The sequence below is a fragment of the Streptococcus sp. AM43-2AT genome, assembly GCF_003603405.1.
Lineage (GTDB): Bacteria > Bacillota > Bacilli > Lactobacillales > Streptococcaceae > Streptococcus > Streptococcus ilei.
The window spans coordinates 573,143-597,574 of sequence record NZ_QTND01000001.1 but is presented as its reverse complement, the minus strand read 5'-3'; the positions used below and the strand labels follow the sequence as shown (position 1 = coordinate 597,574).

Annotated in this window: 19 protein-coding genes; 17 read left to right on the top strand and 2 right to left on the bottom strand. The window is 45.0% G+C overall.

Annotation, left to right across the window (positions count from 1 at the left end):
• Nucleotides 1-364 precede the first annotated feature (364 nt).
• Genes rexB through DW930_RS02975 form a run of 3 tightly spaced genes read left to right on the top strand, consistent with a single transcriptional unit; the run spans nt 365 to nt 7,625 of the window.
• Nucleotides 365-3,643, top strand: a complete 3,279-nt coding sequence (gene rexB, locus DW930_RS02985) for an ATP-dependent nuclease subunit B (protein ID WP_123159284.1) — start codon at nt 365-367, stop codon at nt 3,641-3,643.
• On the top strand, nt 3,640-7,317 hold the full coding sequence (addA, locus tag DW930_RS02980) for a helicase-exonuclease AddAB subunit AddA (RefSeq protein WP_120702032.1): 3,678 nt from the start codon (nt 3,640-3,642) through the stop codon (nt 7,315-7,317). The genes rexB and addA overlap by 4 nt, the downstream gene beginning before the upstream one ends.
• Before the next feature lie 2 nt (nt 7,318-7,319).
• Nucleotides 7,320-7,625, top strand: coding sequence for a DUF4298 domain-containing protein (locus DW930_RS02975; protein WP_120702031.1), 306 nt, complete (start codon nt 7,320-7,322; stop codon nt 7,623-7,625).
• A gap of 42 nt (nt 7,626-7,667) precedes the next feature.
• On the opposite strand, the gene DW930_RS02970 is transcribed toward DW930_RS02975, so the two are convergent.
• The gene (locus tag DW930_RS02970) at nt 7,668-7,838 is read right to left on the bottom strand and encodes a DUF3042 family protein (RefSeq protein WP_003002781.1); all 171 of its coding nucleotides are present in this window, start codon (nt 7,836-7,838) and stop codon (nt 7,668-7,670) included.
• Nucleotides 7,839-7,921: 83 nt separating this feature from the next.
• Between DW930_RS02970 and miaA the strand changes: the two genes are divergently transcribed.
• The 9 genes from miaA (at nt 7,922) to DW930_RS02915 (ending at nt 16,270) form a co-directional block, all read left to right on the top strand.
• Nucleotides 7,922-8,812, top strand: coding sequence for a tRNA (adenosine(37)-N6)-dimethylallyltransferase MiaA (gene miaA / locus DW930_RS02965; protein WP_120702030.1), 891 nt, complete (start codon nt 7,922-7,924; stop codon nt 8,810-8,812).
• Nucleotides 8,799-10,049, top strand: a complete 1,251-nt coding sequence (hflX, locus tag DW930_RS02960; RefSeq protein WP_120702029.1) for a GTPase HflX — start codon at nt 8,799-8,801, stop codon at nt 10,047-10,049. The genes miaA and hflX overlap by 14 nt, the downstream gene beginning before the upstream one ends.
• Nucleotides 10,036-10,653: a cystathionine beta-lyase gene (locus DW930_RS02955; protein WP_120702028.1), complete on the top strand. Its 618-nt coding sequence runs from the start codon at nt 10,036-10,038 to the stop codon at nt 10,651-10,653. The genes hflX and DW930_RS02955 overlap by 14 nt, the downstream gene beginning before the upstream one ends.
• A 10-nt stretch (nt 10,654-10,663) precedes the next feature.
• Nucleotides 10,664-11,593 (top strand): ribonuclease Z, encoded by a 930-nt coding sequence (rnz, locus tag DW930_RS02950; protein ID WP_120702027.1) that lies wholly within the window; start codon nt 10,664-10,666, stop codon nt 11,591-11,593.
• A 1-nt stretch (nt 11,594) separates the two neighbouring features.
• The gene (locus tag DW930_RS02945) at nt 11,595-12,350 is read left to right on the top strand and encodes an SDR family oxidoreductase (RefSeq protein WP_120702026.1); all 756 of its coding nucleotides are present in this window, start codon (nt 11,595-11,597) and stop codon (nt 12,348-12,350) included.
• A gap of 10 nt (nt 12,351-12,360) precedes the next feature.
• Nucleotides 12,361-13,071 (top strand): class I SAM-dependent methyltransferase, encoded by a 711-nt coding sequence (locus DW930_RS02940; protein ID WP_120702025.1) that lies wholly within the window; start codon nt 12,361-12,363, stop codon nt 13,069-13,071.
• Nucleotide 13,072: 1 nt separating this feature from the next.
• Nucleotides 13,073-13,477, top strand: coding sequence for a GNAT family N-acetyltransferase (locus DW930_RS02935; protein ID WP_120702024.1), 405 nt, complete (start codon nt 13,073-13,075; stop codon nt 13,475-13,477).
• A gap of 342 nt (nt 13,478-13,819) precedes the next feature.
• On the top strand, nt 13,820-14,605 hold the full coding sequence (locus tag DW930_RS10515; protein WP_174705358.1) for a hypothetical protein: 786 nt from the start codon (nt 13,820-13,822) through the stop codon (nt 14,603-14,605).
• A gap of 306 nt (nt 14,606-14,911) precedes the next feature.
• The gene (locus DW930_RS02915) at nt 14,912-16,270 is read left to right on the top strand and encodes a hypothetical protein (RefSeq protein WP_123159283.1); all 1,359 of its coding nucleotides are present in this window, start codon (nt 14,912-14,914) and stop codon (nt 16,268-16,270) included.
• 375 nt (nt 16,271-16,645) lie between these two features.
• On the opposite strand, the gene DW930_RS02910 is transcribed toward DW930_RS02915, so the two are convergent.
• Nucleotides 16,646-18,604, bottom strand: a complete 1,959-nt coding sequence (locus DW930_RS02910) for a Cna B-type domain-containing protein (RefSeq protein ID WP_243635756.1) — start codon at nt 18,602-18,604, stop codon at nt 16,646-16,648.
• Between the two features lie 590 nt (nt 18,605-19,194).
• Here DW930_RS02910 and recJ point away from each other — a divergent pair.
• From recJ to DW930_RS02880, 5 genes are all read left to right on the top strand, one after another.
• Complete coding sequence (recJ, locus tag DW930_RS02905; protein ID WP_123159282.1) at nt 19,195-21,408, top strand: single-stranded-DNA-specific exonuclease RecJ; 2,214 nt, start codon at nt 19,195-19,197, stop codon at nt 21,406-21,408.
• Nucleotides 21,408-22,001, top strand: coding sequence for a TipC family immunity protein (locus tag DW930_RS10435; protein ID WP_165851208.1), 594 nt, complete (start codon nt 21,408-21,410; stop codon nt 21,999-22,001). Before recJ ends, DW930_RS10435 begins: the two co-directional genes overlap by 1 nt.
• A 159-nt stretch (nt 22,002-22,160) precedes the next feature.
• Nucleotides 22,161-22,673 (top strand): adenine phosphoribosyltransferase, encoded by a 513-nt coding sequence (locus DW930_RS02890; protein ID WP_023022957.1) that lies wholly within the window; start codon nt 22,161-22,163, stop codon nt 22,671-22,673.
• Between the two features lie 101 nt (nt 22,674-22,774).
• Complete coding sequence (gene metA, locus DW930_RS02885) at nt 22,775-23,719, top strand: homoserine O-succinyltransferase (RefSeq protein WP_123159280.1); 945 nt, start codon at nt 22,775-22,777, stop codon at nt 23,717-23,719.
• 9 nt (nt 23,720-23,728) lie between these two features.
• Nucleotides 23,729-24,415, top strand: a complete 687-nt coding sequence (locus DW930_RS02880; RefSeq protein WP_123159279.1) for a DnaD domain-containing protein — start codon at nt 23,729-23,731, stop codon at nt 24,413-24,415.
• The last annotated feature ends 17 nt before the right edge of the window (nt 24,416-24,432 follow it).

Genomic DNA, 24,432 nt, shown 5'->3' with positions numbered 1-24,432 from the left:
TTAAGATAAAGTCTTCTTAAAAACTTTCCTAAGGTGAGTACGGACGTCAGCGAACTTGGTAGAAGTTCCATGACTAATTATTGAGCCTAAGGTCTCAATAATTCCGAGTTCCTGAAACAATTGCGTTTCAGGAACTTTTCTCACGGCGGAAAGTTTTAGTTCTGTTTAAATGACTCAAAAATATATAAAGACTTTAAAAAATTATCTAACCATTTTATGAAAAAATAGTTAGTCTGCATTCTAAAACTGGACGTTTTGTCCAGTTTTTTATCTGCTCTGAAACTCTTTAATGATGGGAAAATCCCTGTAGAAAAGGCGCAAAGATGGTATAATAGAACTATCATTTTACAGGAATCATAACATTATGAAATTAGTCTATACAGATATTCGAACCCCTTTAACCCAGGTCTTGGTGGATGAGGCCAATCGATTGGTTGAAGAAGGGAAGCGGGTCTTTTATATCGCACCCAACTCTCTATCTTTTGAGAAGGAGCGCAAAGTTTTGCAACTCCTAGACCAGAAGGCTTCTTTTGCCATCACCATTACGCGCTTTGCTCAGATGGCACGCTATTTTACACTTAATGAAAGCCACCAGCAGCAAGCGCTAGATGATATCGGTCTTGGCATGCTCTTTTTTAAGGTGCTTTCTCAGATGCTGGATGAAGAGCTCAAGGTTTATGCCCGTCTTAAGAAGGATCCCCAGTTTATCCAACAATTGATCCAGCTCTTTCATGAGTTGCAGACAGCCCAGATGACAGCATCCGACTTGGATGCCTTGCCAGATCAGGAGAAGAGAGAAGACTTGGTCCATATCTTGAAGGCTGTTCAAGACCAGTTAGTTGCAGGTTCTTTTGAGTCTGAGTCTAAGTTGGCTAGTTTTGCCTCTCATCTTATCAAGGGAGATTTGGATGAGGAGTTAAAGGATTTGGCCTTAGTGATTGATGGCTTTACCCGTTTCTCAGCCGAGGAGGACTACCTGGTTCATTTACTGCACGACAAGGGCGTAGAGATCATTATTGGGGCATACGCCAGTGAGAAAGCCTATCGCTCGACCTTTCGTGAAGGAAACCTCTACCAGGCCAGTGTGGACTTCCTGCTAGACTTGGCTAGGACCTACCAGGTCACGCCAAGCTATGTCGGTCAAGGAAAAGAGGATGCCTTTAGTCGTATAACGCGGATCTTGGAAGCTCGTTATGACTTTACAGAGGTAGAAGGTGAGCTGTCTGATCAAGACAGAGAAGCAGTAGAGATTTGGACCTGTAACCATCAAAAGGAAGAACTTGAGGCTGTAGCCCGCTCCATTCGTCAGCACCTGTATGAGGGCGCTCGTTACAAAGATATTCGAGTCCTCTTGGGGGATGTGGATGCTTATCAGCTCCAGCTCAAGACCATCTTTGACCAGTACCAGATTCCCTTTTATCTTGGAAAGAGTGAGTCCATGTCCCAGCATCCCCTGGTCCAATGGGTGGAATCCTTGGACCGTCTTCGTCGCTATCGGTTTTTGACCGAGGATGTGGTCAATCTCTTGAAGACGGGGCTCTATGGGACGCTAACACGAGAGGACATTGACCATTTCGAACAATATGTTCGCTTTGCGGAGATCAAGGGCCTGGCTGCCTTTTCTCGTGACTTTACAGCCAACCACCAGGACAAATTTGATCTAGAGCGTCTCAACCAGATTCGCCAGCAAGTCATCAATCCCCTGCAGGATTTTTACAAGACCAAGAGCCAGACCAGCCAGGGCCTAGTGAAAAAGTTTGCCCAGTTTTGTCAAGATGCCCAGTTGGCGCAAAACATGCAACAGTTAGCCAGTCGTGGCTCTGAACAGGAAATAGAACGCTATGACCAGGTCTGGAAGTCCTTTAGCCATGTGCTAGAACAATTTGCCCAGGTCTTTGATCAAATCAAGGTGACCTTAGATGATTTTCTTAGCCTTCTCTTGTCAGGGATCTTGTTGGCAAGTTATCGAACGGTCCCAGCGACTGTGGATGTAGTGACAGTCCAGTCCTATGATTTGATTGAGCCCTTATCAGCTCCTTATGTCTATGCCATTGGCTTGACCCAGGAGCGTTTCCCTAAGATTGCCAAGGACCAATCCTTGCTGACGGATGAGGAGCGTCAGGTCCTGAACCAAGCTTCAGACCAACAGGCCAATCTTCAAATTGCCAGTCAGGACAACTTACGGAAGAATCGCTTCGTCGCCCTGTCCCTCTTCAATGCAGCCACCAAACACTTAGTCTTGTCCAGTCCTATCCTTGTCAACGAGGTGGATGACAAGATGTCCCCTTACTTGCTCGAGCTGACCAAGGCACCCCTCAATTTATCTGTCATTTCGAAGAAGGCAACAGCCTCTAGTCAAGATATGGGGTCTTACCAGGCCCTCTTAGCTCGATTGATTGAATTGCACCAGGGAGAAATTGACCAGGAGTTGAGCAAGGAAGAAGCGACTTTCTGGGCAGTTGCCATTCGTGTCCTTCGGAAGAAATTGGCGTCAGAAGGCTTGCACATCCCGCAAATCAGCCAAAGCTTGACGACCAAGGTACTAGAGGATGAGACCCTTGAGGTCCTTTATCCAAAAGGTCAGGCTCTGACTTTATCTGCTTCAGCTCTCAACACCTACTTCCAAAACCAATACAGCTATTATCTCCACTATGTCCTAGGTTTGCAGGAGGAGTGGCACTTGCGACCAGATGCGAGAAGCCATGGAAACTTCTTGCACCGAATTTTTGAACGGGTGTTGAAAGATCCTTCAGAAGAGACATTTGATGAGCGCTTGAACAAGGCCATCCGCGAAACCAGCCAGGAGACAGAGTTTGCCCTCCTTTATCAGGAGAATGCCATGGCTGCCTTTTCAAAAGAATTGCTCCTGGATACAGCTCGAGCAACTGGACGTGTACTTGCTCACAATGATCGCATTGAAACCATTGGAGAAGAAGCTCTCTTCGGTCAGGCAGATCGTCCCTTCTTAACCTTAGAAGATGGTCGTCCGCTCTTGGTCAAGGGCAAGGTCGATCGGATTGACCGGCTGTCTGACACAGGAGCTTTGGGAGTGGTGGACTACAAGTCCAGTGAGACCAAGTTTAACTTTGAGAAGTTCTTTAACGGTCTCAACTCCCAATTGCCAACCTATCTCTCTGCTATCAAAGACTTTCAGGCCTTTGATCCTGACAAGGGGATCTTTGGAGCCATGTACTTGCAGATGGTGGATCCTTTGGTGCCTCTTAAGGATACCAAGGCGGTCGATGATGCTGTCCAAGCCGTTCTAAAGACCCAACAATACAAGGGTCTATTCTTGGTAGATCAGTCCAGCCAACTTGACGAGAACTATGAGAAAAACAAGGCTATGCTCCTGAGTCAAGAAGAGCTAGACCTGCTCTTGCTTTACAATGCCCACCTCTATCAACAAGCAGCCGAAGGGATCTTGTCGGGTAACTTTGCGATCAACCCTTATACTGAAAATGGGAGAAGCATTGCTCCCTATGTAGAACAGTACAAATCGATTACGGGATTTGAAGCCAATCTCCACCTAGGACAAGCCCGCTTCTTGGAGAAATTGGATCCAAGTCACTACGAGAAACGCCCAGTCGGGGACAAGCTCCGCCAGGCCTGGATAGAAAAAATGAAGGAGGAATTGAATCAATGAAACCAATTGAATTTTTAAATCCCAGCCAGATTCAAGACCTCCAAGTCCAGGAGGCCCAGTCTGATAAGGAACCAAAGCGGACACCTGAGCAGATAGAAGCTATCTATTCGTCAGGAACCAATATCCTAGTCTCAGCTTCGGCCGGTTCTGGGAAGACTTTTGTCATGGTCCAACGGATCCTGGATCAATTGCACCGAGGGATTTCCATACAGCAATTGTTTATCTCAACCTTTACGGTCAAGGCAGCGACTGAGCTCAAGGAACGCTTGGAAAAGGAGTTGGAGAAGAGCCTAAAGGCTACCAAGGACGAGGAGCTCAAGCACCACCTGGCCCAACAAATTGCAGAATTACCAACTAGTGATATCGGGACCATGGATGCCTTCACGCAGCGACTGGTCTCCAAATATAGCTATTTATTAGGCCTCTCGCCGACCTTTCGTATCCTCCAAAGTGCTAGTGAGCAGTCCTTACTCAAGAATGACTGCTTCGAGCAAGTCTTTGAGCAGTTTTATGAGGAGCAAGGGCCTGAACGCCTCTTTAGTCGCTTGGTTAAGAACTTCACAGGAAAGGGTAAGTCGCTAGCAGGTTTTAAGGACCAGGTATACGCCCTAGTAGACTTCTTGCAATCCACTGCGGATCCTCTCGCCTGGTTGGAGGAGTCCTTCCTCAAAGGCTATCAGGATCTGGACTATGATGAAGCCTTGGACCAGTTAGCCCAAAAGGTCAAAGAACAACTCTTTGAATTGGAATCTTTCTTTAGCTTCCATCTGGCTAACGAAGGACAAGCATTTTCAGGGGCCAAGTACCAAGAAAATGTCACCTCTATTCAAGACTTGATTGCTCGTCTCAATGAGAAATCCAGCCAGGAAGCGATTTTTGAAGTCTTGGAGCGGGTGGTCTTGATCTCCCGTGCCAGTGGAGGACGAAGCCTGACCATCACGACACGAAAAGAAGACCTGAGAGAGTTAGCGACTGCCTTTAATGACGAACGCAAAGAACGCATCGAAGCCTTGCGGGCAGCAGCTTCCCAGCACTACCAACTAACCTATCAGATTCGCTTCAAGGATGAACCCTTGCCTTTGCTAGTCTTGCTCAGGGATTTTGTCCAAGCTTTCTCGATTGCCTATTTGGAGCGCAAGAAGCAGGAAAATGCCTTTGAATTTGGCGATATCAGCCATTTTGCCATCCAGATTCTTGAAGAATTTCCTCATATCCGCAGTCTCTATCAGGAGCGCTACCACGAGGTCATGGTCGATGAGTACCAAGATACCAACCACACTCAAGAGCGGATGTTGGAGCTCTTGTCTAATGGCCACAACCGCTTCATGGTGGGAGATATCAAGCAGTCTATCTACCGCTTCCGTCAGGCTGATCCTCAGATTTTTAATGACAAGTTTAAGGCCTACCAAGAAGAAGGGGCAGATGGCAAATTGATCCTGCTCAAGGAGAATTTCCGGAGCCATGTAGAGGTCTTAGAAGCGACCAACCATGTCTTTGAACGTCTAATGGATGAGGAAGTTGGGGAGATTCTCTATGACCAGAGCCACCGCTTGATAGCGGGAAATCCGGAGAAGAAAGAGCCGACGCCAGCTTATGAGACGGAGTTCCTGCTCTATGATGGCAGTCAGGACGTAGCTGAAACAAGTGAAGAAGAGGAGCAAGAAGGTGATAGCCTATCCTCAGGTGAAGTCCTTTTGGTCATCAAGGAGATCATCCGCCTCCACAATGAAGAAGGGGTAAACTTCAAAGATATTACGCTTTTGACGGCTTCTCGGACCCGTAACGACAAGGTGCTTTCAGCCTTTGAAGCCTATCAAATTCCTATCGTTGCGGACGGGGGAGAGGAAAACTACCTCCAGTCTGTTGAGGTCATGGTCCTCTTGGATACCCTCCGGACCATTAACAATCCCTTACAGGACTATCCCTTGGTGGCCCTCATGAAATCAGCTATGTTTGAATTTGACGAGGACCAGTTAGCTCGCTTAGCTTTACAGGGAGTTGAAGGCAAGAAAGCAGAAAATCTCTATGAGAAACTGCAGCATGCCTTAGACCAGACTGGAAGTGCTCCTCAGTTGATCGATTCAAGCTTAAGAGAGAAACTCACTCGCTTTATGGAGACACTGGATGCCTGGCGTGACTATGCCCAGACGCATTCTCTCTATGACCTGCTTTGGAAGATTTACCAGGATCGACACTACTATGATTATGTGGGTGCCTTGCCAAATGGTGCCCAACGGCAGGCCAATCTCTATGCCTTGACCCTTCGGGCCAATGACTTCGAAAGATCTAGCTTCAAGGGATTGCCTCGCTTTATCTCCATGATTGATAAGATCTTGGAAAACCAGCACGACTTGGCCAATGTTGCCCAGGCAGTTCCTAAGGATGCTGTCCAACTCATGACCATCCATAAGAGCAAGGGACTTGAGTTCCCCTACGTCTTTATCCTCAATACCGATAAAAAGTTTGTCGGCAAAGAACTGTCTACCAATGCCGTTATCAGTCGGAAAAATGGGGTGGGCATCAAGTATATTGCGAATCTTCCTGTCGAGTCTGATCAAGAGGGACTTCTTGAGGCGGTTCGATTGGTCATTGAGACCCTGCCTTACCAGCGAAATGTCGAGGAAATTCGTCTGGCAGCCTTGTCGGAGCAGATGCGTCTCCTCTATGTCGCTATGACCCGGGCAGAGCGTAAGCTTTATCTTGTCGGTAAGGGCCGGCAGGATAAGCTGGAAGAGAGAAAATGGGGAGCCAGTGTCAATGGACGCTTGAGCCCAGCTCTTCGGAAGGAGATCAATTGTTTCCAAGACTGGCTCTATGCCATTCAGGCAGTCTTTGCCCAGCAACACTTAGCCTATCAGACTCATTTTGTGACCGACCAAGACTTGACGCCGGAGCAAATCGGCCACTTGGAGTTGAAGACGTCCCTCCCAGTCGATGACCTGAAGGACAACCGCCAATCAGAAGAGATTCGGCGTGCCCTGGATGTCTTAGAATCTGTGGACCGGCTCAACACCCAGTACCAAGCAGCTATCCAACTGCCTAGTGTGCGGACCCCAAGTCAAATCAAAAAATTCTATGAACCCATCCAAGATATCGAAGGAGTGGATCTCATGGAAAAAGCGGACGTTCCCTTACCAAGCTTTGAGTTTCCAAATTTTGGCAAGGAAGAAGCTGTGACAGGGGCAGCAGTCGGTAGTGCCCTGCATGAACTGATGCAACGAATTCCATTGACGACAGTTCCAACGATGGAGAGCTTAACAATGGTTCTCCAAGAGGTCAATGCCAGCCCAGCTGTCAAGGAGCGAATCGACCTCAAAAAGGTCCTGGCCTTCTTCCAGTCTGACTTGGGCCAACTCTTGCTCAAGGAGTCAGGCAAAGTCCATCGTGAAGCCCCATTTGCCATGCTCAAGACGGATCCGACTAGTGGCCAGGACTTTGTAGTCCGGGGGATCTTGGACGGCTACCTGCTTCTAGAAGATCGGATCCTTCTCTTTGACTACAAGACAGACCGCTACCGCAACCCTCAGGACTTGCTAGATCGCTACCAAGCCCAACTGGAACTCTACGCAGAAGCCCTCCGTCGCTCTTATGGTATAGACAGCATCGAATCGTATTTAATCTTACTAGGAGGCGAGCAATTACAGGTCGTTTCACTAGCAGATAGAAAGGATTAATCATGACTCCTATCGAACGAATCCAAGAGATGGAAGGCCATCTCAACGCCTACAAAGGTTTAATCGAAGAGCTTGAAGCATGTTTGCAACGAGTAGAAGCTGGCCAGTCTCGCTATATCGCCCTTCGCGATTACTACACTAGCCAGGTCTATATGGAGGATGTCGAACTTTCTAATCAGCCAGACTTTCCTGAAGAGGTCTACTGTGGTGTCTTATCCGAAGATGCCGTCTACGATTTGTTGGACGAGCATTACCAAAAGGCAGTGGAGATGCTAGACCTTGCGACCAAAATGTTGAAAGAACGATAAGAACACAAAAAAGCTCCGGTTTTCCGGAGCTTTTTTGACTGATTAGTGTGATACACGACGACGTGCTGCTTTTTTACGATTTTCTTCGATGAAAGCTGCTTTTTGTTCTTCTGGCTCGATGACTTTCTTCTTGAAAGTATAAACTGCACCTGCTACAGCAGCGACAGTACCAGCAACACCAGTAACAAAACCTTTACCAAATCCTTTAGCCATGAGAATTTCTCCTTTTTAGAACTTTAAATTTTTATGTTATAATATATGGTAACGAAAAAATGCGATTTTTGCAAGGAAAAACGATGAAAAACAAGATAATTGTGATAGTGGGGCCGACCGCTGTTGGAAAAACAGCCCTTGCTATCGAGGTGGCCCAGCGCTTTCAGGGCGAGGTCATCAGTGGGGACAGTCAGCAAGTCTACCGCACACTAGATATTGGGACAGCCAAGGCTAGTCCAGAAGAGCAGGCGGCGGCTCCCCACCATCTGATCGATGTCCGTGAGGTGACAGAGACCTACTCGGCTTATGATTTTGTCAAAGAAGCCAGCCAAGCCATCGAGGAGATTCAAGAACGGGGCCATCTCCCCATTATTGCTGGAGGGACAGGTCTCTATGTCCAAAGTCTCCTAGAAGGTTATCATCTAGGAGGGGACGTTGCCCACGAAGATATCCTAGCCTATCGGGAGTCATTGTCTCCTCTTACGGACGAAGAACTGTTTGAGCTAGCAGCGAAAGAAGGAATGGAGATTCCGCAGATCAATCGTAGACGGGCCATGCGGGCTTTGGAGATCGCCCATTTCGGTCAGGACTTGGAAAATCAAGCTCCAGCCTATGAGACCTATATGATCTGTCTAGACGATGATCGCCAAGCCTTGTATGACCGCATTAACCGACGGGTGGATCTCATGGTTGAGCAAGGCTTGTTAGAAGAAGCTAAATGGCTCTATGATAACCATCCTGAGGTTCAGGCGGCTAAGGGGATTGGCTACAAGGAGCTCTTCCCTTATTTTAAGGGGGAGCAAAGTTTAGAAGAGGCCCTGGAGCAGCTCAAGCAAAACACGCGCCGCTTTGCCAAGCGCCAGTTGACCTGGTTCCGCAATCGGATGACGGTCCATTTTTACCAGATAGGAGAAGAAGGCTTTAAGGAGCGGGTTCTTCAAGATATAGAAAGATTTTTAGATGATAGAAACTGAGAAAAAACAGGAGCGAGTCCTCATTGTCGGGGTCGAACTCCAAGGCATGGAAAACTTTGACATGTCCATGGAGGAGTTGGCCAGTCTAGCCAAGACAGCCGGAGCTGAAGTAGTCGGTGTCTACACTCAGAAGAGAGAGAAGTACGACAGTAAGACCTTCGTCGGCTCTGGTAAGCTTGAAGAAATTGCCCAAATGGTCGATGCTGATGAGGTTTCGACAGTTGTCGTTAACAATCGTTTGACCCCACGACAAAATGTGAATTTAGAAGAAATTTTGGGTGTAAAGGTTATCGACCGGATGCAACTCATCTTGGATATCTTTGCCATGCGGGCTCGGAGCCATGAAGGCAAACTCCAGGTTCATCTGGCCCAACTCAAGTACCTTTTGCCTCGTTTGGTGGGTCAAGGGATTATGCTCAGCCGGCAGGCTGGAGGGATTGGTTCACGTGGCCCAGGGGAAAGTCAGTTGGAGTTGAACCGCCGGAGTGTCCGCAATCAAATCACCGATATTGAGCGTCAACTCAAGGTAGTCGAGAAGAACCGAGAAGTGGTTCGAGAAAAACGCCTAGAATCTTCTGTTTTTAAGATTGGCTTGATTGGCTACACCAATGCAGGGAAGTCAACCATTATGAATGCCTTGACCAGTAAGACCCAGTACGAAGCAGATGAACTCTTTGCAACCTTAGATGCTACAACCAAGAGCATTCATCTAACAGGTAATTTACAAGTAACCCTGACAGATACGGTTGGCTTTATTCAGGATTTGCCGACAGAGCTGGTGACCAGCTTTAAGTCAACCCTAGAAGAAAGTAAGAATGTGGATCTCTTGGTCCATGTCATCGATGTCTCTGATCCCAACCATGAGGAGCATGAAAAGACAGTCCTTCAGATTATGAAAGATTTGGAGATGCTGGATATTCCACGCTTGACCCTCTACAACAAGGCAGATAAGGTCGAGGACTTTACCCCGACTCAAACACCTTACCGCCTGGTTTCAGCCAAGGATCCCGATAGTCGGACTAAACTTCAGGACATTCTACTTGAAAAGATGCAAGAGCTCTTCCAGCCCTTTACGATTCAAGTACCTTTTGAGCAAGCCTACCGGATCCATGATTTGGAGACCATAGCTATTCTGACCGAGCGTTCCTATGAGGAGACTGGCGAGGTCTTAACAGGCTACATCGCCCCTAAAAATGCATGGAGACTAGAGGAGTTTTATCATCATGGATTATCTTAACCTCGCCCTCAGCTATGGAGGCTATACCAGTCTAGACAAGGTCTATTTAGATCGGATCTTGGCGGGATTGACAGAGGAGCAGAAGCTCCAGTTTATTACACCACCACCGAGTGTGATCAATGCCTACTTCGCTGAGCTTTACCAAAAAAAGAACCCAGAAGCTGCAACTGACTACTATGAACAAGTCACTGAGGCCTTTGCTCTCTATCAGACACATCCCAGCTTTGAGGAGGAGAAACCCTTTGTCCGTCTCAATCTTTCGGGTAAGGCCTATGGTTTTTGCTACCGAGAGAAGGGACTGGCTCAAGTATTTGCTCAGCAAGCAGAAGCCATCAGCATGGACCTCTTGTTTGAGATCGCGCAAATCTTTCCTCACTACCTCGTCTATGAAGAGGAAGGCTTGATCTTGATGCGCCTTGTTAGGGAACAAGAGATAGTCGAGACCAAGGAATTGTCAGCTTTGTCGAATCTCGAAGAGCTGGCAGATGGGACCATACGTCTATCTGGTTACAACCAGGACGAATTGGTTCAATTAGCCACTGCCTACCCTGGGAAAATCGCTGTTCGAACCAAGAATCGGACCGCTATGATCTATATTAGTTAGAAAGTATACAATGGAAATTCAATTTTTAGGAACGGGTGCGGGGCAACCGTCCAAATCTCGTAATGTCTCTAGTCTAGCTCTCAAACTCCTGGATGAAATCAATGAAGTTTGGCTCTTTGACTGTGGGGAAGGGACGCAGAACCGAATCTTAGAAACCAGCATCCGTCCTCGAAAAGTTAGCAAGATTTTTATCACCCATCTTCACGGGGATCATATTTTTGGCTTGCCAGGCTTCCTCTCTAGCCGAGCTTTTCAGGCCAATGAAGAGCAGACCGATCTAGAGATTTATGGCCCAGTTGGGATCAAGTCTTTTGTCTTGACTAGTCTTCGGGTTTCTGGCTCTCGTCTCCCATACCAGATCCATTTTCATGAGTTTGATGAAGGTTCACTTGGGAAAATCATGGAGACAGACAAATTCACAGTCTATGCGGAGGCCTTAGACCATACCATCTTCTGTGTGGGCTACCGCATCATGCAGAAAGACTTAGAAGGAACGCTCGACGCAGACAAGCTCAAAGCGGCAGGGGTTCCATTTGGACCGCTCTTTGGCCAGGTTAAAAATGGACAGGACGTTACATTAGAAGATGGCACCCAGATTATTGCTGCGGATTATATTTCAGCCCCTCGATCTGGTAAGGTCATCACGATCCTGGGCGATACACGTAAGACAAATGCCAGTGTCAGACTGGCGGTCAATGCCGATGTCCTCGTCCACGAGTCCACCTATGGCAAGGGCGATGAGAAGATTGCTCGGAAGCACGGACACTCGACCAATATGCAGGCGGCAGAGGTGGCGCGTGAAGCAGGGGCCAAACGCCTTCTTCTCAACCATATCAGCGCCCGCTTCCTCTCCAAGGACGTCAGCCAATTGCGCAAGGACGCCGCGACTATTTTTGACAAGGTCCATGTGGTCAAGGACCTAGAAGAAGTGGAGATCTAAGATGCGAACCATCATCATCACAGGAGCGAGTGGAGGCCTGGCTCAGGAAATGGTCAAACTCCTCCCCGAAGACCAGCTCATTCTCTTAGGGAGAAATCAAGAAAAACTGGAAGACCTCTATGCCGGCCATCCTCAGGCAGAATGCATTGGGCTTGATATCACAGATTCCTCAGCTGTCCAAAAGCTTGTCGAAAAGCTGATTCAGCGCTATGGAAAGATTGATGTCCTGGTCAACAATGCTGGCTATGGAATCTTTGAAGAGTTTGATCAGATCACTAATGAGCAGATTCATGCCATGTTTGAAGTCAATACCTTTGCCCTGATGAACCTTTCACGCATGATTGGTGCGCACATGAAGACAGCAGGCAAGGGGCACATTGTTAACATCGTCAGTATGGCGGGCTTAGTTGCAACTGCTAAATCTAGCCTTTATTCAGCAACCAAGTTTGCGGCCATTGGCTTTTCCAATGCCATCCGCTTGGAACTCATGCCCTTTGGTGTCTATGTAACGACGGTCAATCCAGGTCCTATCCGGACTAGTTTCTTTGACCAGGCAGATCCAGACGGGACCTATGTCAAAGCTGTGGACCGTTATATTTTGGAACCAGATTTTGTGGCCAAGAAGATTGTGAAGAATTTTGGAAAAGCAAAACGCGAGCTCAATCTTCCTTGGCTCTTGAACCTGACCCACAAGCTCTATACCCTGTTTCCACGTATCTCGGACAAGCTAGCCAGCAAGATGTTCAATTATAAATAGGAGGAGCTAGATGGTCGCAAATATTCAAGCCTATTTAGAAAACCTCCAGCAACCCTGGGGACAACTCTATTATGATATCCTTTTTGAGCAATTAAAGGACATCAAAGGCAAGCGGCTCCTTGATTTTGGCAGTGGCTTCGGCCTTGTGGCCAATCACCTAGCGAAAGAAAATCAAGTCCTTGCTGTGGAACCTAATGAGGAAATGGTGGCCTTGCGGGTCCAGGATCATCCCTACCAGCAATGTGTCGGAAGTCTGGACCAGTTAGCAAGTCTTGAAGATGCTAGCTTTGAGGTCATCCTCTGCCACAATGTCTTGGAGTATGTAGAGGATCGCAAGGCGATTCTCAAGGAGTTTACCCGCCTCTTGAAACCAGGTGGCCTTCTCTCTATCGTCAAGCACAATGAGGTGGGCCGCGTCCTGCAGACGGTGGTCTTTGAAAACGATACTCGGAAGGCGCTTGCTCTCTTAGCAGGTCAGGACCTAGAAACCCACTCCATGGGCTTGGCTCAGGCCTATGATCTGGATGCAGCAGTAGAAGACCTAGCCCTTGAAGTCAAAGACTACCAAGGAATTCGAGTCTTTTATGGCTTGCAGGATAATCGCTTCAAAGGCCAAGAAGGCTGGCGAAAATCTATGCTTCAAATGGAGCTGGCTGTCTGCCAAGAGCCCCCTTACCGGGATATGGCCTTCTTTCAGCACTATTGGTTAACAAGGAGTTAAGATGTTCGATTACAAACAAGAAATTCCAGCAATGCCAGACCTAGTCGCACTTTACAGCTCAGTCGGCTGGACCAATTATACCAACAATCCAGCTATGCTAGAAGAAGCTGTCAAAGCCAGTCTCTGGCAATTGGCCGTCTATGATGTGAAAGAGCTTGTAGCCTACATTCGCTTGGTAGGAGACGGCCACTCTATCATTTTTGTGCAGGACCTTTTGGTACGACCAGATTACCAGCGCCAAGGCATCGGAAAGAAACTCTTAGAAGAGGCTTTAGCAACTTTCCCCCATGTCTATCAACGCCTCCTTGTCACTGAACGGAGCGAGAAGAATCTAGCCTTTTACCAATCCCTGGGCTTTGTCGAACTTTCAGAGCAAGCCTGTACGGGGATGATTTATAATAATTGACGGAGAGAGAGTGGGACAGAAATCGGTCATTCGTTAGAATTCGATTTCGTCGTCCCACCTCCGCACAGTTGAGTAGGGCTGTAAAAGTTGATGAAATCAGCCTAGTAGAGCCCACTCAACCACTGCGTCTTGCTCAACAATCCAAAGACAATTGAGAGGCTAGGACTTTTGCCCCGGCCTCTTTTTTTGTTTTTCCTGACATTCCTTGTAAATAATGGTAGAATAGAGCTAGATTATTGAGTACCTTGATCAGCATTTCAAATTATGAGAACCCTTCATCCTATAGTTCTTGCTCGTTATCTATCCAACTTTTGGAAGTTTTCTGTTTTTGGAGGTAGATCTATGAAAAACAAACCTTATTCTTTTTTATTCCTAGTTCCCATCCTATTCTTAACGATGTTCCTAACCAGTTGTAAGATCATGACATCGAGCGATTACAAAAAGGCTAAAGAAGTTGTTAGCGGTGAGCTTACTCACGTTGGTTTGTATGGCAAAGTTACCATCACTAACTTGTCCTGGACTGCCCTAGAATTCCCAACTTATCACGTAAGCTACGCTTACTCTGAGAAAACTTACGATGATCAAACGGTACGATTGGAACATGATGCAACTTTTCATGATGACTGGTCAAGTTCATCTATTACTAATCTTCCGGACTATAAGAAAGTGTTTTTAGAGCAGAAATCCATAAAAAATATCGAGGAAAAACTAGAGAAGGAAATAAAGAAGCAATCTCTCGGCCTTCCAATTGAATTCTTTATCGTTTTAAGTAACTTTTATCCTGAAGAAAAAGAGGAAAACCTGGATAGCATCGCTAAGCAAAATCTCAAAGAAGGAAAGAAGGACTTTGCCGGCTACTATCAAATCCCTTTTCAAACTTTGATAGATCAAGAGCTTGTACGTATGACTATTTTTGTCGATGATAGTGCATCTGTCACTACGGATCAAGACTTGAAGAAGGCTGTGAAAAAGCTAGATGCTAGCAAACTACCGGATGGTGCCTATAGTTTCTATTATTCCAATCGTAAAGATGATTCGGATGACACGCTCAGATACTCCTTCAAAGTTAAAGATGGTCAAGTTGTTTTTTATGAAGATCAACAGGATGGACTAGAAGATCAAAACTAAAATGAGTCTTCTTGGGTATCCTAATAAGATTTAATAAATCTATTTTTGTAATGCTAGTTAAATGAGAGTGGGACAGAAATCGGTCATTCGTTAGAATTCGATTTCGTCGTCCCACCTCCGCATAGTTGAGTAGGGCTGTAAAAGCTGATGAAATCAGCGTAGTAGAGCCCAGTCAACCACTGCGTCTTGCTCGACAATCCAAAGACAATTGAGAGGCTAGGACTTTTGTCCCAGCCTCATTATTTATTTGACTGACAAAAGAGGGAATTGATGGTAAAATGAGGGGGAGATTAGGAGGAACTGTTTATGCCTAAGTTATTTAAGTCAAAGATGTTTTTATTTACTTTATTCGTCGTGGTAGTTGGCTCTGTGTACTCTATTAAAGAACAAATTCGTATAAGAGAATTGCGTCAGTATGTTCAGTGGAAACCAAGGCCAGTAATTAAGGACTATGAATTTATTCATAATGGGGAAGCGCTAGTTATCGAATGGGACGATGGTGATGAGAGAGAATTAATTGAAGAAGTTAATAATGGTAAACCAAAATTTGCGTACCAACTTAATACACATGATGGTGCAAGTGGTGAGCGCTATATCATGCAAGAAAGCTATAGGTTAAAAGCGAGTAGTGATAAGTTTTCACGCTATCGTACTGCACCAGATTCGGCACCTTATCTAAGCTACAATGAGCCCAAAGAAGGGGAGTATTGGTTGATTGATGTTTACGACACAAACGATCGAAAACTAAAACCTAAAACCTATGATGTCTTTAAAATGGTTCGTGACTATAATAAGAAATATATCCCACTCGATATTTCAGAAGAAATATACGAAACAGAGGATAATGAAACCTACTTTCTTATTACTATGTTAGCACCCAAGAAATCAAAAGTAGTGATTGAAAATGGAGCTATGAAAGTTGTTACGGAGGAGTTTAACGAGACTTCAGAGTATCCGGTTGAGGAGGGGTTGATTGATGCAAAAACAGGAAAAATATCCACAATAAGTTCCTCTGGTAAAAGTGTTGAAGAAGTTAAAACGGAGTCAAAACAGAGATTTGAGAATAGGCATCCATTCGCTCTTATGTCAAAAACGAAATTAACTGGTTCCGGAGGAAATGACTATATTTCTAGAGGGTTACAACTTAGGTTTAATCAAAGTTTTAGGGAAACTGAAGGGAGCAAAATATCTCTAGCATCAGCCCATCCAAAGGTCTATCAGATGTTGAAAAATCACTATCGCTCAGTTTTGTATTTCTTAGGCGAAGAAGATGTAGAGTTTCGTCTTTCCTTTTTAGAATTACTAACAAGTCCCTATAATTCATTCGTTAAAGATTTCACGCTTCCTGCTGATTTTTCAATAGATGGGCAAGAGCACCTTGTTCAGAATAAAGAAGAATTTCTTCGATACTTCAAATCTCAGCCTCAAAAACACAGTGCTAATTTTGAGTTAGCTCTTATGAATATATTTTACGAAGTAACACCAGAAGGATACCTAAGGAAAGAGCTTTTTAAAAATTTGACCATTCCCGCCGAGTTTTCAAAAGATGGGCAAGAACATGTGGTTCAAGATACGCTCCAATTTCAAGAGGTCCTCAATATTGAAAAGATAGAAAATGAAAAATTAAGGAAGAAAATAATAGAAGCTTTCCCATATATGAAATAGACTGGAATACAAGTGAAGATACGAAAGAGCCTAGTGAAGTTTTCACAGGCTCTTTTTTATATTCTATCGTCATAGTTCCATAGAAAAAGAGAGTGGGACAGAAATCGCCAATTCGTTAGAATTCGATTTCGTCGTCCCACCTCCGCACAGCTTCAACAGTCTGGGAGACTGTTGAAGGTTGCAGATAAAGGAAACTTTGTTTCCCTCATTAGGTCATATTTGGAGCTTAAAAAGCGAACAAAGATACCACTCAGCCACTGCGTCTTGCTCGACAATCTAAAGACAATAAAGAGGCTAGGACTTTTGTCCCAGCCTCTTGCTATTAGCGACTAGGAGGTGGAGCTAGTGCAAGCTAATAGTGTTAATGTGACTGAATTAGTTATCAGTAATTTTACGTTTCAAGACAACGGCACCAGCCAAGACCAATACTCCTGTAAGAACAAGACCTGTTGCGACAACTTCACCTGTACTTGGAAGAAGTTTCTTACGTCCGCCACCATTTTCTCCACCGTTTGGTCCAGTTGGATTTTCAGCTGTAGTGGTAGTAGAACCATTCTTTTTAGGTCCTTCAGGTGTTGTACTAGGTCCTTCAGGTGTTGTAGTTGGTGTTCCAGGTGTTGTAGTTGGTGTTCCAGGTGTTGTAGTTGGTGTTCCAGGTGTTGTAGTTGGTGTTCCAGGTGTTGTAGCAGGAGTTTCAGGTGTAGTCGTTACTGTAGTCTTAGGCTCCTCTGATGAAACAGTTGTAGCAGGAGTCTCAGGTGTAGTAGATACAGTAGTCTTAGGCTCCTCTGATGAAACAGTTGTAGCAGGAGTTTCAGGCGTAGTCGTTACAGTAGTCTTAGGCTCCTCTGATGAAACAGTTGTAGCAGGAGTCTCAGGTGTAGTAGTTACTGTAGTCTTAGGCTCCTCTGATGAAACAGTTGTAGCAGGAGTCTCAGGCGTTGTAGTTGTAGTGGTTGTAGTAGTCGTAGTAGTGGTTGTTGTAGTTGGTTTGTTTGATGTGTTAATAACCTTGATCACGTTTGCATCATCAATTTTTTCAACTTTTGAAGTGTAACCTTCAGGTGTGTTTGTTTCCACTACTGAGTACTCAATCTTCTTACCGTCTTTGATACCAGGCAATTTAGTAAATGTTGCTTGCCAACCAGAAGCTTTTGTAAGAGTTTGTGTCATCCCTTCCAAGGCTTGGCCGTCAGCATACAATTGAACAGTGATATCTTTACGGTCAGCTTCGCTATCTCCAACCCATTCTTTTTGAACGGTCACAGTTGTGTCACCAGAAACCCAGAATTTCAACTCAGTGTTGTTCCAGAAAGCTGGATCTTCTTGAGGTGTTGTAATTTCGTCAGCTTTCAAGGTAGCGTTGTTGTCTACGCGAATAGTAGTCTTAGGAATTAATGTTTGGTATTCAATGATTAATTCTTCGTCTGTAGCTGTTTTGAAAACATCACTGACATCTGATAAATTCACAGTAAATCCATTACCGTCAGCATCGAATTTCACATGTTGCCAGAAGTTCCATCCTGAAGCAACCACTTGTCCACCTTTTCTTAATGTGAAGGATGGTTTCAAGTAAGTTCCAACGAAGAATTCACTTGCAGCGTGGTTCGCAGCTGGAGCAAAAGTGATTTTTGAGTAATCTACCGCTGGAGCTTGGATGCGATCTGACACAACTGGGTTCGTGATGGCCTGTTTCTTACCATCTCCGTTGATACGGATGAACCATTTTGTAAGATAGTAGTCATCTCCAACATTCATCCATGCATAGTTTTCAGATGCATCTAATTTGAATTGCTTAGTAACATAGTCCCCAGTAAGGTTATATTTATTGATCACAGATTCAAATACACCAGGTCCATCAGGACGAGTGATGACAACGGATTCTGAACCGACTTTAGAAGTGGCAGTCTTGTTTCCAGGATTTCCTGGTGTGTTATCCCATTCTGCTTTGTATGAGAATCCACCTTTTACGTTTTGGTTCATGGATTCGATTGCTTTTTTGAAAGTAAAAGTAATCTTTTTACCTGTCATCGAAACAGTCGCCACTTCAGCACCGTTTGCTTGTAGTGATTGTGTTGCGATTTCAGTGATATTGACACCTTCTGGAGCGTCGATGGTAAACGTATCACCTTCCTTAACAGAGATACCTGTTAAGTCCCAGTCAAAAGAAAATGTGACCTTTTGACCAGCTGCTGTTGCTTTAAGGTTTGTAATGGTTGGTGTAACAGTCGCTGCAGAGACTGGCTTAATAATTGATAAGCCAAGAGCAACTACACTAATCATTGCTACAAACGCGAATAATTTTTTATAGAAAGTTTTCACTTGTTCCTCCATTCCTTTTTCCTGGTTTGGAAGTAGATCACTTTTTTTCCACACATTTTAAGCGTGTCCAGTTCTATACCGACAAGGAGTCGGCTAGATTTTTATGACGGTTTTTCTGCTAGAACTGAATGGTAGAGACCATTATTGTAGCCAGAGAAAAGCGGAAGTCGACTGGGACAGCTTAAAATAAAAAACTGATTGTCCTTTCCACACACAGAATTAATAACTCCAATGGCCATAAAGTCAAGGATTTCAAACCAAGACGGCTGAAGAACCGATCAGTCCGTTACCATATAATTTAAAGCCACTTATATTATATTACAATCCTTTGCAGTGTCAAGTAATTTGTATCTAAATAATAAAAAAATATAGTAGAAACTATTTATAGGGAGGGTCAGTCATTCGTAAAATGAATTTAGCGGAGATAGAGTGGATCTAATGGATACACTTGAAATGGGGTTCCAGTGTGTTAGTGGGGAAACTATAATGGGTTATCTTCTATTTGCTCTTCCCAATCTTTCCAAATAGGCTCTTTCATTTTCCGGATTACCGGCTTTCATGTTATAATATGCTGATAAGAAAAACAGGAGACAAGGACCGAGATGATCACGTCAAAATATGAATGGCAGTTTGCTACGCCCTTTTCAGATGATACGTTTTTGGCGCAAGCAAAGAAGAGAGGATTAGAAGCATCCGTAGCCAAGTTACTGGGAGAAAGAGGGATCCAGACGGAAGAAGCGCTGGATCGTTTTCTAGAACCGCGGCTAGAAGATCTCCATGATCCCTACCTGCTTCACGATATGGACAAGGCAGTGGATCGGATTCGCCAAGCTATTGAAGATTATGAACACATCCTAGTATATGGGGACTATGATGCAGACGGGATGACGGCCGCTTCTATCATGAAGGAAACCTTGGAGCAGATGGGGGCGGAAGTAGCAGTCTATCTACCCAACCGCTTTACAGATGGGTACGGTCCCAATGCTAGTGTCTACAAGTATTTTATTGAACAGCAGGGGATTTCCCTTATCATAACGGTGGACAACGGGGTAGCAGGCCACGAAGCCATTGAATTGGCCCAAAGCATGGGGGTAGATGTCATTGTGACCGACCACCATGCCATGCCAGAAGTCTTGCCCGATGCCTATGCCATCATTCACCCCGAGCATCCAGATGCCGACTACCCTTTCAAGCACCTAGCTGGCTGCGGGGTTGCCTTTAAGTTGGCTTGTGCCCTCCTAGAAGAGGTGCCCCTAGATTTCCTTGATTTGGTGGCCATTGGGACCATTGCGGATATGGTCAGTCTGACAGATGAAAACCGCATCCTAGTCAAGTATGGCCTAGGTGTCCTTCGTCAAACCCAACGGATCGGTCTCCAGGAAATGCTCAAACTGGCCTCCATCGCTCCTCAAGATGTAAATGAAGAAACGGTTGGTTTCCAGATTGCCCCTCGTCTCAATGCCTTGGGTCGCTTGGATGACCCTAATCCAGCGGTCGAGCTCTTGACAGGCTTTGATGACGAAGAAGCACTAGAGATTGCTCTGATGATTCAAGCTAAGAATGAAGAGCGCAAAGAGATCGTACAAGCCATCTATGATGAGGCCAAAGCTATGGTCGATCCAAGTCTTCCGGTTCAAATCTTGGCCAAGGAAGGATGGAATCCTGGTGTCTTAGGAATCGTGGCTGGTCGACTGCTAGAAGAGCTCCATCAGCCCATCATCGTCCTAACCATAGACCAAGGCAAAGCCAAGGGTAGTGCGCGAAGCCCAGAAAGTGTCCATATCTTCGAAGCCCTGGATCCCCATCGTGATCTTTTTATCGCCTTTGGGGGCCATGCGGGTGCAGCTGGTATGACGTTGGAAGTAGATAATCTTCCTCGTCTGACCGATATTTTTTCTGATTATATTCGTGAAAAAGGGATTGACCTGACGGCTAAATCTACTCTCTTTGTAGATGAGGAGTTGGACCTTGAAGAGCTGACCTTGGATACCTTGAAGAGCTTTGATCGTTTAGCACCTTTTGGGATGGACCATAAGAAACCCGTCTTTTACATTCGAGATTTCCAAGTGGAGTCTAGCCGGACCATGGGAGCCGGCAATAGCCATCTGAAGTTGAAGATTCAAAAAGGCAATGCCCGCTTTGATGTGGTGGCTTTTGGTCAGGGCCATTTGGAATTGGAATTCTCCCAAGCGAAAAATTTGGAGTTGGTGGTATCCTTGGCCATCAATCAATGGAATGGACAGACCACCCTGCAATTGATGATGGTGGATGCCCGTGTAGAAGGAGTACAGCTTTACAATATCCGAGGAAAGAATGCTCCTCTCCCACAAGCCATCCCACTCTTTAGTCAGTTAGAAGGAGGGGTGGAATCACCAGCCATTGTCATCGATCGCATACCAGATGACTTGGCAGAATTGAAAGCCCTCTTCCAAGAACAGAGCTTCCAAGCGGTCTATTTTAAGAATCACCTAGACAAGGCCTATTATTTGACCGGTTATGGCAACCGCGATCAATATGCCAAACTCTATAAGACACTGTACCAGTTCCCTGAGTTTGATATCCGCCATAAGCTGAGCCAACTATCTGACTACCTCAAGATTCCACAGGTTTTATTGATCAAGATGATCAAGATTTTCCAAGAATTAGGCTTTGTCCAGATTGAAAATGGCATCATGACTGTCAACAAGGATGCGGAGAAGAAGGAGATTACCTCTAGTTCCATCTATCAGGACTTGGTGCAGACGGTCAAAGACCAAGAGCTCATGGCCCTAGGATCTGTGCAAGAAATTTATGATTATTTAACGGAATCGATGTGATGAACAAGAAGAAACTACTCCTCTGGCTCAGCCCTTTTCTACTCTTTTCCCTTTATTGGCTAGGGATCTACTGGAGTTTGAGAAACCCCATGGAGGAGATCAACTACGCTGAAAATGGCAGCTGGATGCGCTATGTGATGTTTAGCCCCTATACAGAGACAATCGGTAGTGATCGCATCTGGAAGGAGGATGAAGGATTTCAGTCCTATCCCTATTCAGATGACATCGTTGGTGGTCAGGAAGACCTATCTGTCATGATGTTTCGAGACAGTTCTGAATGGGTTTACTGGTATGAATACCAGCTGAACGAAAATGCATCCGTTCGAATGTCCTTCAAATACGATTCTGCAAATAAGGTCTTCCTTCAAAGGAATGTCTATCTTTATGCGGATGGTCAAACAGTTGAGGGGAGTGATTTTCTAAAGAAACTTTCTACCTATGGCAAAGACCGCACATGGCTTCGAAACCAAAGCAAGAAAGTCACTGAGCAATACATCCTTGGTACTTGGTTTAAAAACGGAAGCTCGCGTTACTCCTTGAAAAACCTGGGTGATATGAAAATTGAGTACTACAAATTGATAGAAGACCAGTAAAAGGCTCTTCTAACATTTATTATCCCTCATCTTTTTCAGGTGTGGGATTTTTGCTTTTGATGCAGGTGTTTGGGAAAATGATTTAGCAAAAAATGATGCACGTTTGTAGAATTCATGGTATAATGGAATGTAAAAAATTTTTTTGAAAGAAAGTTAACCATGAATTTAAAAGATTATATTGCAAGCATTGAAAACTATCCACAAGAAGGGATTACCTTCCGTGATATCAGCCCTTTGATGGCAGATGGCAATGCTTATAGTTATGCGATTCGTGAAATCGTTCAATACGCAACGGATAAGAAGATTGATATGATTGTCGGCCCAGAAGCGCGTGGTTTCATCGTTGGATGTCCTGTCGCTTTTGAGTTGGGAATTGGTTTTGCACCTGTTCGTAAACCTGGTAAATTGCCACGTGAAGTTATCTCAGCGGACTACGAAAAAGAATACGGTGTGGATACCTTGACCATGCACGCCGATGCCATCAAACCAGGTCAACGCGTCCTCATCGTCGATGACCTCTTGGCAACTGGTGGTACAGTTAAAGCAACCATCGAAATGATTGAAAAACTCGGTGGGGTCGTTGCAGGTTGTGCCTTCTTGATCGAGCTCGATGAACTCAAAGGCCGCGAAGCTATCGGAGACTACGATTACAAGGTCTTGATGCATTACTAATATAGTTTAGAGCTATATCTAGATAGAGAAAAACCATAATTGAAAACTATATGCTCCTGTCTTATAATAAGAGGTAACAACTTGTAAGATGGGAGCTTTTTATGCCAATTACCTTAGATAAGAAATTACCAGCAGTTGATATTCTTCGCTCAGAAAATATTTTTGTCATGGATGATATTCGGGCAACTCACCAAGATATTCGTCCTATGAATGTTCTGATTTTGAATCTCATGCCGACTAAGGTAGCAACTGAGACTCAACTGTTACGCCTCCTAGCCAATACTCCCTTGCAGATTAATGTTGATTTCCTCTATATGACTAGCCATGAGTCTAAGACGACAGCAGCAGAGCATATGGAAATCTTCTATAAATCCTTCGAGGATATTAAAGAGAACTATTATGACGGCTTGATCATTACTGGAGCTCCGGTTGAGAAATTAGCCTTTGAGGAAGTGGATTACTGGGAAGAGTTAACAAAGGTCTTTGCTTGGTCTAAACGCCATGTCTTTTCAACCCTCCATCTTTGTTGGGGTGCCCAAGCTGGTCTCTATTACCGCTACGGCATTGAAAAAGTAGCTCTGTGCGACAAGCTATCTGGGATTTATGAGCAAACCGTCCTGAATCCACAGAACCGTTTGATGCGTGGTTTTGACGATGCTTTTTTGGCCCCTCATTCACGTTATACGGATGTCCCCCTCAAAGAAGTGCTAGAAAAGAGCAATTTGCAAGTCTTAGCTCAAGGCAGTGAAGTAGGACTATCGATCCTGGCCAGTCCAGACCTTCGAGAGGTCTATAGTTTTGGCCATTTGGAATATGACCGTGATACCTTGGCCAAGGAATACCAGCGGGATGTGAAAGCAGGCTTGAATCCAGATCTTCCCAAGAATTATTTTGATCAGGATGACAGCAGTCGTGACCCTCGGATGCGGTGGAACTTAGCGGCAGCCAACTTCTTTAGTAATTGGATCAATTATGCAGTTTACCAAGAAACTCCTTATCGTTTGGAGGAGTTAGAAAAAGATATTTCATTTTATGGTTACCTATAAAGGGGTAGTATGACATATTCACAAGCATTTAAGTCGGGCAATTTGGTCTTACCAAGTGCCTTACTTTTCCATTATCAACACTTATTTAAAGACGCAGAGGATTTTCTGGTTTGGCAGTTCTTTTATTTGCAAAATACGACCAATCAATCCAGCCTCACGCCGAATCAAATTGCAGATGCGATTGGCAAGTCTGTCACAGAAGTGAACCAGTCCATGTCTCGCCTGACCAACCAAGGTTTGCTCCAATATCGGACCATTGAGCTAGATGGAGAGATTGAAGTTCTTTTTGATGCGACTATTGCCCTCGAACGCCTGGATGACTTGCTTCAAAGTAAGACAGATACTGCACAGCGTGGGCAAGACAAGCAAGCGGAAAATGAACTGGCTGATTTGGTCAAAACCTTTGAGCAGGAGTTAGGCCGTTTATTGACGCCATTTGAAATCGAAGATTTGACACAGACAGTCAAACAGGACCAAACAGACCCTGATATTGTAAAGGCTGCCTTGAGAGAAGCTGTCTTTAATGGCAAGCCTCACTGGAAATATATCCAGGCCATCCTGCGCAATTGGCGACGGGAGGGGATTGCCAGTTTGACACAATTAAAAATCAAACAACAAGAACGGGAAGCTCTTCAGCCTGAAAATGTCACAGTTTCAGATGATTTCTTACAGGCGATGGATTTGTGGAAAGATTAATAGAGGAGATTCGGTTT

Coding starts and splice junctions, on each gene's coding strand:
- rexB (WP_123159284.1), top strand. CDS start 365: ATGAAATTAGTCTATACAGATATTCGAACCCCTTTAACCCAGGTCTTG.
- addA (WP_120702032.1), top strand. CDS start 3,640: ATGAAACCAATTGAATTTTTAAATCCCAGCCAGATTCAAGACCTCCAA.
- DW930_RS02975 (WP_120702031.1), top strand. CDS start 7,320: ATGACTCCTATCGAACGAATCCAAGAGATGGAAGGCCATCTCAACGCC.
- DW930_RS02970 (WP_003002781.1), bottom strand. CDS start 7,838: ATGGCTAAAGGATTTGGTAAAGGTTTTGTTACTGGTGTTGCTGGTACT.
- miaA (WP_120702030.1), top strand. CDS start 7,922: ATGAAAAACAAGATAATTGTGATAGTGGGGCCGACCGCTGTTGGAAAA.
- hflX (WP_120702029.1), top strand. CDS start 8,799: ATGATAGAAACTGAGAAAAAACAGGAGCGAGTCCTCATTGTCGGGGTC.
- DW930_RS02955 (WP_120702028.1), top strand. CDS start 10,036: ATGGATTATCTTAACCTCGCCCTCAGCTATGGAGGCTATACCAGTCTA.
- rnz (WP_120702027.1), top strand. CDS start 10,664: ATGGAAATTCAATTTTTAGGAACGGGTGCGGGGCAACCGTCCAAATCT.
- DW930_RS02945 (WP_120702026.1), top strand. CDS start 11,595: ATGCGAACCATCATCATCACAGGAGCGAGTGGAGGCCTGGCTCAGGAA.
- DW930_RS02940 (WP_120702025.1), top strand. CDS start 12,361: ATGGTCGCAAATATTCAAGCCTATTTAGAAAACCTCCAGCAACCCTGG.
- DW930_RS02935 (WP_120702024.1), top strand. CDS start 13,073: ATGTTCGATTACAAACAAGAAATTCCAGCAATGCCAGACCTAGTCGCA.
- DW930_RS10515 (WP_174705358.1), top strand. CDS start 13,820: ATGAAAAACAAACCTTATTCTTTTTTATTCCTAGTTCCCATCCTATTC.
- DW930_RS02915 (WP_123159283.1), top strand. CDS start 14,912: ATGCCTAAGTTATTTAAGTCAAAGATGTTTTTATTTACTTTATTCGTC.
- DW930_RS02910 (WP_243635756.1), bottom strand. CDS start 18,604: ATGGAGGAACAAGTGAAAACTTTCTATAAAAAATTATTCGCGTTTGTA.
- recJ (WP_123159282.1), top strand. CDS start 19,195: ATGATCACGTCAAAATATGAATGGCAGTTTGCTACGCCCTTTTCAGAT.
- DW930_RS10435 (WP_165851208.1), top strand. CDS start 21,408: ATGAACAAGAAGAAACTACTCCTCTGGCTCAGCCCTTTTCTACTCTTT.
- DW930_RS02890 (WP_023022957.1), top strand. CDS start 22,161: ATGAATTTAAAAGATTATATTGCAAGCATTGAAAACTATCCACAAGAA.
- metA (WP_123159280.1), top strand. CDS start 22,775: ATGCCAATTACCTTAGATAAGAAATTACCAGCAGTTGATATTCTTCGC.
- DW930_RS02880 (WP_123159279.1), top strand. CDS start 23,729: ATGACATATTCACAAGCATTTAAGTCGGGCAATTTGGTCTTACCAAGT.